The following is a 13,069-nucleotide window of genomic DNA, read 5'->3' on the forward strand; positions in this document are numbered from 1 at the left end:
GAGCTATACAATCACCGGGCCTTGCGACAATTTATCTTTGAGCTCCTGCTCGACTTCTTGCAGCCACTGGGCGATGTCCTCTTCTGTTTCCAAGGTTCGTTTAGGTAGGTTTGCTCTGACGGCTTTTGGCATCAGCAGCTGCGCGGCTTCCTCCCGCGCACTGTCAAATTTGCTCTTCAGGGCCGCGGTGCGGTCATTCCACTGTTCAATGGCGCACTCTTCCAGAGATTCGATGACCTGCTCAGGGGTATTGAGTTTGGGCTGCTCGGGCGCTTTGATTGCACTCCTACCGAGCAGTTCTGCCTGCTGCGCCGCGTCTAGCTTCACCCAGTTGGCATCGCTTTCAATATCCTGCAGGGCTTGGTCATAGGCCGCCTTGTAGCCATCAAAATGGTGTTGAATGGCACCTCGCAGGTTATCCGTCGTTTCTTTTATTAGTGCTTCAACCGGGTCGGGATTGGCCAGCAGGTGCCGACCATGTTCAATGGCGTCGACTTCTTTTTGCAGTTCAGCCTGGAAGCTCAAACCACGGCTTAATGCCAACAAGGTATTGAGTTGCGACCAGCCAGGGAGCCGAGCGGTAATCTGCTGAGCCTGTGCTTGCCATTGTGTTACGCAGGCTGCGAGTTCGTCTTTATGATCGAACAACTTCACCAGGCGGCTGTTACCCGCCTCACCGGCAATTTCATCAATCAACGCTGTATCGGGTTTGTGCGGTTGTGGCGCTGCGCCACCGGCGCTGCCAGCCAGCTCTCGCGCGTACCGGAGGAATTCTTCGGTTTTGCGCTCTTCCTCACCGGGATTACAGCCGACGGTATCGACCAGCAGTTTGCGCACCGCCAGTTTTTGCGCTGTGCTAATGGTGACGTTTTCTACCTGGAAGTTGGTTTGGGTGAGGTGTTTACGCTCTAAGCCTTTAGCATCAACCGGATGACCGGTGGCGTTCTTAGCTTTCAGCGCGCCGCAAGCCAGTAGCGAATAAACGGCGCCGTCTATGGCGTCCTGCGGCCAGCCATAGGGAGCGGCTTGAAATTGGTCACGTATTTCACTGCCCTTTTTACCTGAACCAATATACCGAAGAATCGCTGAGCAAACCGGGTGCTTCGCTGGCTCGTCATTGTGGTGAACGACACTCAGTGCTGTTTCGCCGCCGTCTTTGCGCGCCTTTTCCACGACCTTGCCCCAGTTGGCGTCATCGGCCACGTCAAACTGTTTGAAGAGCCGACCGAGTGCATCTTTGGCACCATTCTCCAGCTTATCTTTGAGGTTATTGCCGTCAATCTCTGTGCCACCGGAGATAAACACGCGCACACCGTTAAAAATCTCTTTCAGAAGCTGGTTGCGCGTTTTTTCAGCATCGTTGCGTTTAGTCTCCATCGCCGTACGAGCGTCTTTGCCTTCTGGCGTATTGGGGATACCCCTTTTATTGAGGGTAGCCTCGGCTGCTTTGAGAGTAGTGATCGCCTGATTCAAGTCAGTGCGGTTGCGGGCCGGGATAAACACATACAAGGTGCCGTGCTTTGGGTCATCCGCGCGAGCATCTGCGATGACTGATTGCTCATCCGCTTGCCAGCCATGCTGCACCCAGGCATAAAACTGCTTGTTGGCATCGCGAGGTAGCTCGGGATCAAAGCACAGGGATAATTTACGCGGTTCCTTGCTCGCGCCCTGAGCCAGGCGAATCTCACCCGCCGCTTTGCGGGCTTCTGTGCCGAGCAAATCATCGCGCTCGGTTTCAATACGTTGCGGGTTACCCGAAAGCTCGGCCTCTTCACGGCGAAAGGTATCGTGCCATTCACTGCTTTCGCGAGTTTGCAGGCGATATTCCACCTCGCCGCCGGTGTCCATAGACATGATAGAGCCAGACTTTTTGAGCGCTTCAAGCTGCGCAGGCACCAGTTTGCGGAGCTCAGAAGACCCTTCACTAATATCTTCTACCAACAGATCGGCCAATACATCTTCAGTGGCTTTTACACCGATATTAGCGATTTCATCCGTTGGCAATTTGCCGATCAGGAAAATCAGTGCCAGCAACTTGGACTGTAGCTGCTGAGCCGCATCACCACTGGCCAGTTTGGCAATGGCCTCATACACATCTTTCGAGATAACACCGGTTTGCAATAAATTGGGGGCGATCTGACCGTAGATGAAATCGCCTGTAACAACATGACCCAGTGCCTTGTCTGCCGTGACTTTGGTAGCCTCGTGAATAACTTTTAGCTGGTTACGGAGCTGCGATACGGTACCCGTGGTATCAACAATACGCAGTACCTTCTCCCAGAAACGACGACGCACCGGCAGCACCGGATAGTCGGCCGCCATCATGTTCTCGTCGCTTTGGATAAACTCGACTTTGGTGCCGCGCAAGTGCCGAGAAATCTCGCCCAGGTTGTCTTTAAGCACCTGTTCCACCTGCCCTACTGCTGAGGACTTTTTCTGGAGGATGATTTTGCGAATAACGGACTCTACATCGGTGTCTGACAGTTGCACCGGAACCTGGAAGCGACCCATTAGACGCATCAGGTTGGGCATACCTGACAGCGCGTTTTGCCCGGTGGCGACAAATAACAGCTGTCCTTTGAAGTGCTTACAGCAGGTCTCGACCGTTTCTTGGACTTGATAGGCGCGATTAGCATCATCGCCGATGTACTGCTGTACTTCATCGAGCACGATCAATGTCAGCGGGAATTTACCATCAACCGATAACGCATCTTTTATCGCTTCGACCATCTGATCATTGGAAACGTCATCAACGCGCTTATATTCTTCCCTTAGCAGGGTACGAAGCTCTTTCTCATCCGCCGCCAGGTCAGGCTTGGCAGCTAGCAATGCCTTGGCAATGATGGGTGACATAAACAGGTGGTTGAGTTCTTTCAGCCATTCTTTGCCTTCAGCCTCCACCTGTGAACGCACCTGATCTTCGATGCCTTGCTGGCGCAACCAAATAACAAAGCGCGCCAGGTGGTAAAGTTCCGGCAGGCCTGCAGATTTAAAGACAATACTGAGCAAGGCCATGCGAACCCAGTCGCTTGCGCCCTGCCCTAGCGTTCCAGATGCCGCATGGAGCCCGCCGTAGCGCTTGCCTTGGGTAGAGAGTTCTTTGAATTGGTCATTGATTTCCGTGGGCAGTTGCGCCAAACCGCGTGCGGTGGTGCCATTATTGAAATCGTAATCTGTCCAGAGGGCCCGCAGCATCTTGGCCAGGTGAGATTTACCGGAGCCGTAGAAACCGCTGATCCAAACCCCAGGTTGCTCGGCCCCTTTATCAACATTGGTGAGAAAGGTAGACAGAATCTTGTCGAGGCCCTTCTCGTATTCGCCGTCGCAGACGAAGGTCTCAAGCTCGTAGCGTAATGTTTTGAGGGCTTGCTCGGAGGCGTCATCCTTTACTTCGGCTACACCATTATTGGCCAGCTGGTTTGCTAGGGGGTCTTTGGCGTAGATTTCTTGGTTTAGCACGTTTCTAACTCCTTGAAAGTCCCAAGAAGGGAGTGATCGTTTTTATAAACTTTTATTGGCGGTAATGGGGACCGCCTGATAATTCCAACCTGGACGTGCGTCTAACAGGCGGTAGTTATTGTTTTCATACTCGCCAGGGAATAAGACGAGCAGTCTGCCTTGAACATGGTTGGCCACTTTGGCAATGACTTCCGAACAGTGTGAAAAGCCAAACAAGCTGCCAACACCCTGCAAAGCGACAACGGTATTGTCGTTAGTCTGATCTAACACTGCCATAATTTGTTGCGATACCGTCTGCGTGAAATCCGCCAAGCTATCTTGCAAATCGTCCGGGTATTCAAAATAGCTATCGCGATACTCCTGCTGTGACATCCACTCTGGGAAGGCATCGGTAATATCGACAAGCTGCCACTCGTGCTTGGCGGTTTTGGTTGCGATCTCAAATTCTTCCACCTGGGCACGAATGCGCAATTCATCGTGTTTATCGTAAACCGCGAAAATCACTTTTTGCGGGCCCGCCAGACCCTTCTCCCACGGCAGGTCAATATAGGTCTGGTAGCTTTGAATAAGCCTCGCGATTTTGCTACTCATCGCGCCAGCGCTCCTCTTCAGCTGTTAGGAAGTCAGGAAAACGCACTTCTGTCACGCCCCCGGATTGCTTGAAATCGATAATGCCGCGATGACTCGCCGCAATTGCCAGCTCGTTTAGCTGGTGAGCGGATTGGCCCAGCACTTGGCACCACCGGTTATGGAAAAGCCGCTCTCCGGTTGCCCCTTCCAGGTAGGCCAGGAAAAGCGCTAAAGCCACATTGACTGGTGAAACGGTCGGCTGGGAGCGGTGCTTCTTATTGCGACCGGTGAGAAAACCGGCCTGGGTCCAGCTGCCATTGATGTTCTGGGCAAAGGATTTGAGGGACGCGGGGCTGAAACGCTCCGGATCCGGGGCCTTTAACAGCTCTTCTACATCCTCACGGGATATAGCCTGGCCGGGCTTTGCCTCCATTATTAAAGGAAGGCTTTTCCGCAACAACGGATCCCGAATTAGCGCCAGCTGTAAAGCCAGCACTGGTTGCGCCTGCTTATCTAATGACCAAAGCCGTCGAAAAACCCGAAATAAGGGTATGGCGGTATCCAGTCCGTAAAGGTCGATCAGGTGCCGATAGGTCAGATTCCGCGACTTGGCTGTTGGCTTATCCAGCAGGTTGTAGTCACAAATATCGGATTGATATTGGCTGATCGGCGTGGCGGGGGTGGAATCAGCAAAGAGCGTTTTTAGCTCCACCAGCATCATACTGCGGGCCGAATGGGCACCACTCTGGCCGAATTTGTAGCCGAATTTTGTGAGGGTCTGCTCAGGAGTCATTTCTGCCCCTTAGCATCGTCAGCCGCACCACCTGCCCGCACCCATTCATCAACCTCCTCGGTTTTGAACTTCCACAGGCGCCCAACTTTATGAGCCGGCATCGACTTGTTGGCTATCCAGGCATAGATGGTGTCTTTGCTGACCCCAAGATACTGCCCAATCTCTTCCACCGAGTACCAGCGTTGGCTCATTGTCTCGACCGCTAAAACCTTAAAAGGTGATGATAATCACATAGGCTGAGCCGATTTAAAAGGATTTAGCCTGATCTTATTGGACGCGCCGATCCATAGTTTCGTCGGCGTTATTTGTCATACCGGCTTACCTGCCTATTGATTAATAGCGACCGTACCTCTCGTTCCCAACAATACAGTCAGCCTGCGGTGTGCTGCTACGCCCGTGTTGTCCGCGCCAGCTTGCGCACAGACTGGATTGCCGATCTCTTCAAGGCCCCCTGGACGCAAATCAACCAGCGGGAGCCTCCCATGAACGACAAAACCTACACCACCTACTCCGTCCAAGACAAAAACGGCGAGTACCACGACATCGAACAATCCACCCTCATCAGGGCGGCTCAGGAATGTGTTCGTCAGACCTTTTCCAAGGGCCAGCACCTCACCAGCGCCAGAGCTTCCGCCGACTACCTGCAGGTACTGCTTGGCGGATACGAGCACGAGATGTTCACCGTTGTCTGGCTCGACAACCAGCACAAGGTCATCCGCCACAGCGAACTGTTTCGCGGCACCATCGATAGCGCCGCTGTCTATCCGAGAGAAGTCGTAAAAGACGGGCTGGCAGCAAACGCAGCCGCAGTGATCCTGGCTCACAACCACCCAAGTGGCCTTTCAGAACCCTCAGACGCTGACAAGCGGATCACTAAGCGCCTGAAAGAGGCCTTGGCGCTGGTCGATATTCGGGTGCTGGATCACCTGATCGTCGGTGAAACGGTCACCTCGCTGGCGGAAATGGGGCTAATTTAGCCCCAGATCACTCTCGAAAACAGGAATTTCCCGAAAAATCCTCCAAATTGCATCTTTTCTGCACCTTTGTGGTGGACGCCACAAATTCATATATCCAATCATTAGTGCAACTTTTGAGCAAACGAGGTGCATATTGTGTTTATTAAACTCTGGAAGTTAATCACGGCCAGCGCCCAGCCTAATTACGGCCAAGAAAATTCGAATGAAGAGGAACACGGCTCGGGTCCCGAGGTTGATGATGACCCGAGTCTCGACTTATACGGCTTAAACGCTCTGCCCGAAGACGATGCAACGCTTCGTGATCTAGAGCCCGAAGAATACAAACAACTGGATATCAGGGTGCGCAAGGCAGTTCGCCTTCTGTTAAAGGAAGGACACTGCTATGAGCCCACCAAACTCATGCGGCGCCAAGAGGTGACGTATGCCCTACAGGGCGCCAGGATTCCGGACAGCTTCTTGCGAGAGATGATACTTCCGTGGGCTACTTGCCGAGGATTTATATGGGAAGAGTATGCCGGAAAGCAACTCTGGTCACTGGATGAAGCCGCCTCTCTTTCCGTAGGTATGGATCCGTTGATGTTTGAACAGGAGCCTGGCCAATACTATCCAGGCTGGCGGGAGGAAAGAGAAGGAATTCTGATTAAAACCCGTGAGGCAATTCTTCTCGGGGAGCTCCCAGCAATATCTGAGGGAGATAAATATCATGTGACGCCACTATCATTCTGCTCCTGGGCCACCGAAAAAGGGCTCTTGACCTCGAATCTTGCGAAACCTCTAAGGGATCTCGTCGAGGATCAAACATATATAGAGCACCCTCCCGTTTTGGCAGTTTTTGAAGCCGAATTTTCGACCCTTGCTCAACAGTTAGTACTGCTATCTGGCCTTTCAGAACCCCAGCGAAGGATTCTAGCTCTGTTTAGATTTGCCTTCCAAATTAAACTGGAGTCCCCGGAACTTTCTCGCAAGCATATTGGAAAACTTATATTCGACTCCCTCAGCGAAGACTGCCAAGAACAACCGGGCTTTAAATACGACACCATTCGAAAAGATTTACACAAGTTAGACGATGAGCTCGTAAACCCAGACTGGGAAGAATTCAAATTTTTTGACTGCAGCACTGCTGAACAAGATCTAATGAGAACAGACCCCACGCACCCTTGGTGGAACTCATGGCGCTCAGCAATCACAGAAAGGTTCCCATTATTCGAATTTCCCGGCGATTTCACTAGTTGCACCGCGCCACCGAGCAAGCCAAACCTAACGCATTGAATAAACAATAGATTTCGGAGATTTCAGGTGAAGAATAAAGAGACAAGTAAAGCGGTTACAGCACGATTCCCGCTCCAGGACTATCTGCAACTGCAGGAAGAAGCCGAGCGCCGTGGTACCACCATCGCTGAAATTGTTCGCACATCTTGGTCAAACTACCAACAGCAAAAGTTGATTCAAAATCAACTGGTGCGATTCGAATTACGGCAACGCAGGTCCACGTTCGAAATGCTTTGCGCCGTAGTCGGACTTCAAGATCAAGAACGCCAGCAGGTTGTCGAACAGCTTCAACAAAACGGAGTGAAGTGGTGACACATAATTTGCCACCTTCTGTCCGGAAACAGGAATGGGGTGCCATTGCGGTTATGGCCGGTTCGGCGTTTGTCTTCACTGTAACGCCTTTGACCTACTACACCTGGCAAATCGGCTCGCCCTGGGGCAACTTTTCGGCTCACTGGCCGTATCTCAAAGATGCAGCTACAGACCTTCTAGTTCGCTACAGTTTGAACGACTGGAAGTTATACTGGCACGAAATTGCGCAACGCGGCTGGCAGGCGCATTTCATCGTCCATACGAGCCTGCCTATGATAGCCGCCTCTGCAGTAGCATTCTGGGCTGGAAGCCTTGGTTACTGTCCCGGCGGCAGAGATAGCCTCGTACATATTTCTGGACCTAGGCTGTTTTGGCATGCAGTGGCTATTAAACATGCCAAAGTTCAGCTTAATAAGGAGAAACGTGAACACCCTAATTTGGGCATTAAACTCCACCCCAGGGTTCATATTGCTCGCACACGAGAAAGCGGCAACATTTTCGTGGGAGGTGCCCAAGGCACAGGAAAAACTGTTTTTATAACCCCAATCATTCAACAGGTCATAGAGCGCGGCGAGCGCGCTTTCATCTACGACGAAAAACGAGAATTCACTGCCCTCTTCTTCAAACCGACATCATCCATTTTGATTGCCCCCTGGGATAGTCGCGGCACCCCGTGGAATATCAGCGTAGACGCCAATAACGCAGTTAGTGCGCAGCTGATTGCCGAGCGACTAATTCCAGACTCCAATGACCCCCTGTGGGCAAATGGCGCAAGGATGATTTTCACTGGTGGAATTCAAATCCTAAACCGCACAAAAAAGCAGTGGGGCTGGGTAGAGTTGGCAGAAACTCTGTCACTTGACGAAGTGACCCTTAATAGTCAATTAACACAGCACTATCCAAGAGCGGCTCGGTTTATCGCTGAGAACTCAAAGACAACTCAAAGTTTTTTTGCTCAACTTCTGGGCTCACTTGGGTGGGTATATACACTCGCCGAGGCCTGGCCCAATGCCTATCAAGATGGATTTTCCATAACCTCATGGGCCCAGCAATCCGACACCGACAAGCCAGTGATATTAGTTCAAGCAGACAAGCGCTATAAAGATATTGGTGCCCCAATAGCAAATGCGCTAATTGCACTGATGACGTCGACAATTCTGGCGCAGACGAACACCCCTGAGCGTGAGCTGTGGCTCTTCATTGACGAACTGGCCAATCTACCCAAAAACGACTCTCTTCTAGAGTGGATGAGCCTGGGTCGCTCGAAAGGTTGTCGTTTTGTCGCTGGTACGCAATCCATCTCCCAAATTCAGCAAATTTACACCGACCATGGGGCAGACTCGCTGCTCAATTTGTTCACAATTTTTTCCTCAATGCGGGTTGGCGCAGCTGGTGAGACCGCCGGCTATACTGCCAAGGCATTCGGAGAGCGGGAGGTTGAACGCCCCACCAGCAGTGCTGGGCCTCACGGCGCTCCAGTTACCAACTGGCATCGGGAGAAACTCCCATTAGTAACACCCGCCGATCTCGTGCACTTGCCTCAGGCTGGTAAAAATGGGGCAGAAGGCTATCTACTAATCCCAGGGTGGAACGCTGTCTACCGGCTGCGCTGGCCAATACCCAAACTTTCCAAAATTGCAGAAGAACACTGCCCTGCAAGCTGGCTGTCGGAAATAACGAAACCGGCGAAAAACTCCGAATTACCTACCGCCACCTCCAGTCGTCGCGAACAAATACGGAGGAAGCGCAATGCTAACAATGAATTCGATTAACAGCCTGGACTACTACAGCGACCTGGCATCCGAGGACTACTACACCTCAGGAGGCGAACCCGCTGGCATCTGGTCGGGCTTGGGCGCAAGACTACTTGGCTTACAGGGCAAAATCGACACATCCGAATATCGGAGCATCTTTCGGGGTTATGCGCCAGACGGAACAGCCCTGTGCGAAAGACCAGGAGATGGTCATCGCTCCGGCTGGGATCTGACATTCTCGGCACCTAAATCTGTTTCAATCCTTTGGGCTCGATCGGATGCAATTCTACGTCAGGAGATTCAGGCAGGACAACTTAAAGCCGTTCGGCAAGCCATCACATTTATAGAAAAGCACGCTGCCGTTACTCGAAGAGGTCATGGCGGTTACAAACAAGAAGCTGTTACTGGTTTGGTCGCGGCACTATTCGAACACTCCACTTCAAGAGCTCAAGACCCTCAGCTTCATACCCACTGCCTTATTGCGAACGTTGCACCGCGGAACGACGGAACCTGGGGAACGATAGAATCACGCCAACTCTTTCTGTGGCAGAAAGCAGCGGGGGCGCTGTATCGCTCTACCCTAGCGAATCATTTGCGTGAAATCGGGTTTGGCATTTCACAACCGGAAACTGCTGCCCACTTTGAAGTAGAAGGCATCCCCCAAGGGATTTGCGAACACTTTTCCAAGCGAGCGGAAGCAATTGAAGCTGCGCTTGCAGATTTGAATGTTGCCAGTAGCGCTTCGCACCTCGGGGATGCAATCAAGCTAACGACCAGAACCCACAAGCAAAATATTGACCGGCCTGCTCTATTCAAGCAGTGGCATCAGGAGCTCGATGAGCTTGGACTCTCAGCAGAACAAGCCCAAGCGCTGTGGTCGGCGTACCCTGTAATTAGTGCAGAGCCACTCCCAATATCAATCATTGCGGAACAAATGGTCGAAAAACGATCCGTCTTCCGGCGGCAGGATTTATATGAAGCCCTGGCAATTGAGGCTCAATGGAGCCACGCTGAACTGCATGACATAGAAAATGCAGTCCAGCATTTAGTTGAAGAGCGTGAGATTGTCGCACTAGGTCGCGACGAAGCAAATAATGAACTCTTCTCAACGCCTTCCATGATTTCCAAGGAGCGTGCTCTGGTGCGCTTGGCTGATCAACTGCAAAGCCAATCCCATTATCATTTGGATGACGAGACAATTACAAAAGCCATATCTGCCAGTTCAGAAATTCAAGGTTTTTCACTTAGCGAGGAACAAGCCGAAGGTGTTTTCAGCGTATGCCAGAGCAGTCTAGACATTCTCCAAGGTGCTGCAGGGGCTGGCAAATCTATTTCGATGAGAGCGGTTAAATCCGCTTATGAATCGGCAGGTTTTTCAGTAATTGGTGCCACAGTTGCTCGGCAAGCCGCCAACCAACTGGAAGCTGAAACCGCAATCAAATCCAAAACGATTGCCAAACTCCTCAGCGAAATTAAAACCAGTAATCTTAGCCTGGGAAACACAGTCGTTTTAGTCGACGAGGCTGGCCAGATTTCTACACTTGACCTACTACGTCTCGCCTCGGCAGTTCACCAAGCACACGGTAAATTGATTTTGGTTGGCGAAGAGCAGCAGATGGATGCCATCACCCATGGAGGATGCCTTCGGTATTTATCCCAACGCCAAGGTTGTGCGCGCATCCAAACGATCCGTCGCCAGAATGAATTATGGGCACGCGAAGCCGTCCGACAGTTTCGAGCGGGTAACGCGCTCGAAGCATTGCAGGCCCACCAAGAACGCGGGCTTCTTCACTTTTCGGATAACAGCGCGGACGCCCGCGAATTACTGGTAAGTCGCTGGAGCGAATTCCAACAGCAGAACCCCGAAAAAGATTCGATGATACTGGCCCAGCGCTGGAGAGATGTTATTCCGTTAAATGAAGCCATCCGGAAGTGCCATCAAGAACAAGGAAAAGTTGGGCGGGAGAATATCGAGACCAGTTGCGCTGTGAGCAACCACACAATACGCTGTCAATTTTCGAGCGGCGAACGTGTGCGCTTCACTCGAAATGATTATGACCGTGGATATACCAATGGTGATCTGGGCACAATTCAGCATGTCATAAAAAAAGCCAACGGAGAAATTCATTTCACCGTTCAATGTGACAACGGTCAAATCGCCCGATTTTCAAACACCGACTACTCCGACGAAAAGGGAAACCTGTACGTAGTCCAGGCGTATGCCACCACGGTTTATGCCTCTCAGGGCACCACTGTTAATGGTGATGTCTTCGTCTACTATACGTCGGGGATGGATCGATCAGCATCATACGTAGCTGGCTCCAGGCACAAAGATAATTGCCACTGGTTTACAAACAGGGAAGAGCTAGATGCCTTAAGCGGCGCAAAAGACTCAGGGATAAAAAGTGACGACGGTCAGCGCCTACAGGTTCTCGCCCATAGAATGAGCACCAATAGAATTCCATACCTGGCAATCGAATATTTGGAGAGCAGAAACAAGCAAGACCGAAGTATCTCTCGACAGCAACCAGCTTCCATGCTTGAAGTCGAGACGGAGCTCAGCTGAATGAATACCTTCTTTTGTTTGATGGCAGAATTTGATACGAGTGAGATTCCGCTCTCACAGGTCTGCGACAAATACTTTGGACTATCGCTACAAAAGGCTGCTCAGCAAGCAAGGATTCAAAATTTACCAGTACCAGTTTACCGCGGCGGGAGCCAAAAATCTCAATGGTTGATCTCTGCAAAGGACTTGGCTGATTGGCTTGATACAAAAAAGGAGCAAGCCCGTCACGACTGGGAGCGACTCAATAACGCTAGCGCAATTTGAAATCCTTGTATTTGTCTCCAACTTTTTCAAGATGCGTATAGCGCTGTAGTGAAGTCCAGGCTTTGTGCCCTGAAACCTGGGCCACCCGCGGGATGTCCCACCCCAATTCGAACAGCCAGCTTATACATTCATGACGAAGGTCATGAAACCGTAGACCCTCTATTCCAAGAAACTTGCACGAGCGCGTGAAGTTAGAAGAGACAGTCTTACTGTTGTAGGGAAATATCCGGTCCTCGGTTTTCGGCTGGCGTTGTAGGATCGTCCAGGCCTTTTCTGGTAATGACACCCAGGTATCGACCAATTTTTTGGGATGCTTCATATCTCGAACTAATACCCGCTTCCGCTTCTCATCGATGTCAGCCCAGCGTATACGACATATCTCGTCCTGCCGTCTGGAGCTGAAAACAGCGAACTGCACAATTTCAACCATCGGTGTTACGGCTCGACCGTCCCGTTCTGAGAAATAATCCAGCAGCTGATTCAGCTCCTCAATAGTTGGCCGCCGATCACGCTGTTCAGCCTTAGATATCAAGCCTTCTTTTCGGCAGATGAACGCGGCATCATCGATGGCTTGCAGCTCTAATGGAATATCACGTCCAATTCTGACAGCCCGCATAGCTGTGCGAAGCCAAATAAAATCGTTATTGACCGTCGCTGGGCCAGTTCCCTCTTTCCGTCTTTTCCTAGCATGAGCAACCAACTGCCCTGAGGTGAGCTTCATGGCGTCCAGGACCGCAAATTCATCTCGGTTGATCAGCTGGTCAATGGAATTGAGTTTTGAGCGGCCAAAAGTCGAATTACCTTCATAATCGTCTTTATACCATCGCAGCACCTGGCCAACTGTGATCCCAATATGCGCAAGGCGCTCAAATACCCCCGGAGCTTTGAGTTCAGCCTCTCTCCTATCCGCCCAGGTCTTGGCCAGGCTTTTCTTTTCGAAAGTCTCTGACTCAGTATGCGTGACCCCATTTTTACGGATTCGGATTTTAGCCTGATATACTGTGCCGTTCTTTCGCTTGCGCGCTACTATGGTCGCCATTAGAGTTGTCCCCAATTATTTGGGGACATTCTAGGGACTTTATAGCCTAAAAAACAGTTCAAAATG

At 51.3% G+C, this 13,069-nt stretch carries 11 protein-coding genes; 6 read left to right on the top strand and 5 right to left on the bottom strand.

Annotated features, from left to right (window positions below; genetic code table 11):
* Positions 1 to 3: 3 nt before the first annotated feature.
* The 4 genes from brxC to AC2Q8J_RS03180 are packed head-to-tail and all read right to left on the bottom strand — an operon-like array spanning position 4 to position 5,013.
* Positions 4 to 3,459, bottom strand: a complete 3,456-nt coding sequence (brxC, locus tag AC2Q8J_RS03165) for a BREX system P-loop protein BrxC (RefSeq protein ID WP_486452076.1) — start codon at positions 3,457 to 3,459, stop codon at positions 4 to 6.
* A 42-nt stretch (positions 3,460 to 3,501) separates the two neighbouring features.
* A complete protein-coding gene (locus AC2Q8J_RS03170; RefSeq protein ID WP_486452077.1) occupies positions 3,502 to 4,050 on the bottom strand; it encodes a BREX protein BrxB domain-containing protein in 549 nt (182 codons plus the stop codon).
* Positions 4,043 to 4,822 carry a hypothetical protein gene (locus AC2Q8J_RS03175; protein ID WP_486452078.1) on the bottom strand — a complete coding sequence of 260 codons (780 nt, stop codon included), beginning with the start codon at positions 4,820 to 4,822 and terminating at the stop codon, positions 4,043 to 4,045. The genes AC2Q8J_RS03170 and AC2Q8J_RS03175 overlap by 8 nt, the downstream gene beginning before the upstream one ends.
* Positions 4,819 to 5,013, bottom strand: a complete 195-nt coding sequence (locus tag AC2Q8J_RS03180; RefSeq protein ID WP_486452079.1) for a helix-turn-helix domain-containing protein — start codon at positions 5,011 to 5,013, stop codon at positions 4,819 to 4,821. Before AC2Q8J_RS03180 ends, AC2Q8J_RS03175 begins: the two co-directional genes overlap by 4 nt.
* Before the next feature lie 291 nt (positions 5,014 to 5,304).
* Here AC2Q8J_RS03180 and AC2Q8J_RS03185 point away from each other — a divergent pair, with 291 nt between their 5' ends.
* From AC2Q8J_RS03185 to AC2Q8J_RS03210, 6 genes are all read left to right on the top strand, one after another.
* Complete coding sequence (locus AC2Q8J_RS03185) at positions 5,305 to 5,799, top strand: JAB domain-containing protein (RefSeq protein WP_486452080.1); 495 nt, start codon at positions 5,305 to 5,307, stop codon at positions 5,797 to 5,799.
* 135 nt (positions 5,800 to 5,934) lie between these two features.
* On the top strand, positions 5,935 to 7,068 hold the full coding sequence (locus tag AC2Q8J_RS03190) for a hypothetical protein (RefSeq protein ID WP_486452081.1): 1,134 nt from the start codon (positions 5,935 to 5,937) through the stop codon (positions 7,066 to 7,068).
* A 27-nt stretch (positions 7,069 to 7,095) separates the two neighbouring features.
* Complete coding sequence (locus tag AC2Q8J_RS03195; RefSeq protein ID WP_486452082.1) at positions 7,096 to 7,380, top strand: hypothetical protein; 285 nt, start codon at positions 7,096 to 7,098, stop codon at positions 7,378 to 7,380.
* Positions 7,377 to 9,152 (top strand): type IV secretion system DNA-binding domain-containing protein, encoded by a 1,776-nt coding sequence (locus tag AC2Q8J_RS03200; protein ID WP_486452083.1) that lies wholly within the window; start codon positions 7,377 to 7,379, stop codon positions 9,150 to 9,152. The genes AC2Q8J_RS03195 and AC2Q8J_RS03200 overlap by 4 nt, the downstream gene beginning before the upstream one ends.
* On the top strand, positions 9,130 to 11,700 hold the full coding sequence (gene mobF, locus AC2Q8J_RS03205) for a MobF family relaxase (protein ID WP_486452084.1): 2,571 nt from the start codon (positions 9,130 to 9,132) through the stop codon (positions 11,698 to 11,700). Before AC2Q8J_RS03200 ends, mobF begins: the two co-directional genes overlap by 23 nt.
* Positions 11,701 to 11,964 carry a pyocin activator PrtN family protein gene (locus AC2Q8J_RS03210; RefSeq protein WP_486452085.1) on the top strand — a complete coding sequence of 88 codons (264 nt, stop codon included), beginning with the start codon at positions 11,701 to 11,703 and terminating at the stop codon, positions 11,962 to 11,964. It abuts the gene before it with no gap.
* On the opposite strand, the gene AC2Q8J_RS03215 is transcribed toward AC2Q8J_RS03210, so the two are convergent.
* Positions 11,951 to 13,003 carry a site-specific integrase gene (locus AC2Q8J_RS03215; RefSeq protein ID WP_486452086.1) on the bottom strand — a complete coding sequence of 351 codons (1,053 nt, stop codon included), beginning with the start codon at positions 13,001 to 13,003 and terminating at the stop codon, positions 11,951 to 11,953. The two genes, AC2Q8J_RS03210 and AC2Q8J_RS03215, sit on opposite strands and share 14 nt — an antisense overlap.
* Positions 13,004 to 13,069: the final 66 nt, after the last annotated feature.

This window comes from Spongiibacter sp. C9W (genome assembly GCF_057370015.1).

What these genes read in the sequence shown, in the direction of transcription:
- AC2Q8J_RS03180 (WP_486452079.1), bottom strand. Translation starts at nt 5,013, where the DNA reads ATGAGCCAACGCTGGTACTCGGTGGAAGAGATTGGGCAGTATCTTGGG.
- AC2Q8J_RS03215 (WP_486452086.1), bottom strand. Translation starts at nt 13,003, where the DNA reads ATGGCGACCATAGTAGCGCGCAAGCGAAAGAACGGCACAGTATATCAG.
- mobF (WP_486452084.1), top strand. Translation starts at nt 9,130, where the DNA reads ATGCTAACAATGAATTCGATTAACAGCCTGGACTACTACAGCGACCTG.
- AC2Q8J_RS03185 (WP_486452080.1), top strand. Translation starts at nt 5,305, where the DNA reads ATGAACGACAAAACCTACACCACCTACTCCGTCCAAGACAAAAACGGC.
- AC2Q8J_RS03170 (WP_486452077.1), bottom strand. Translation starts at nt 4,050, where the DNA reads ATGAGTAGCAAAATCGCGAGGCTTATTCAAAGCTACCAGACCTATATT.
- AC2Q8J_RS03210 (WP_486452085.1), top strand. Translation starts at nt 11,701, where the DNA reads ATGAATACCTTCTTTTGTTTGATGGCAGAATTTGATACGAGTGAGATT.
- AC2Q8J_RS03175 (WP_486452078.1), bottom strand. Translation starts at nt 4,822, where the DNA reads ATGACTCCTGAGCAGACCCTCACAAAATTCGGCTACAAATTCGGCCAG.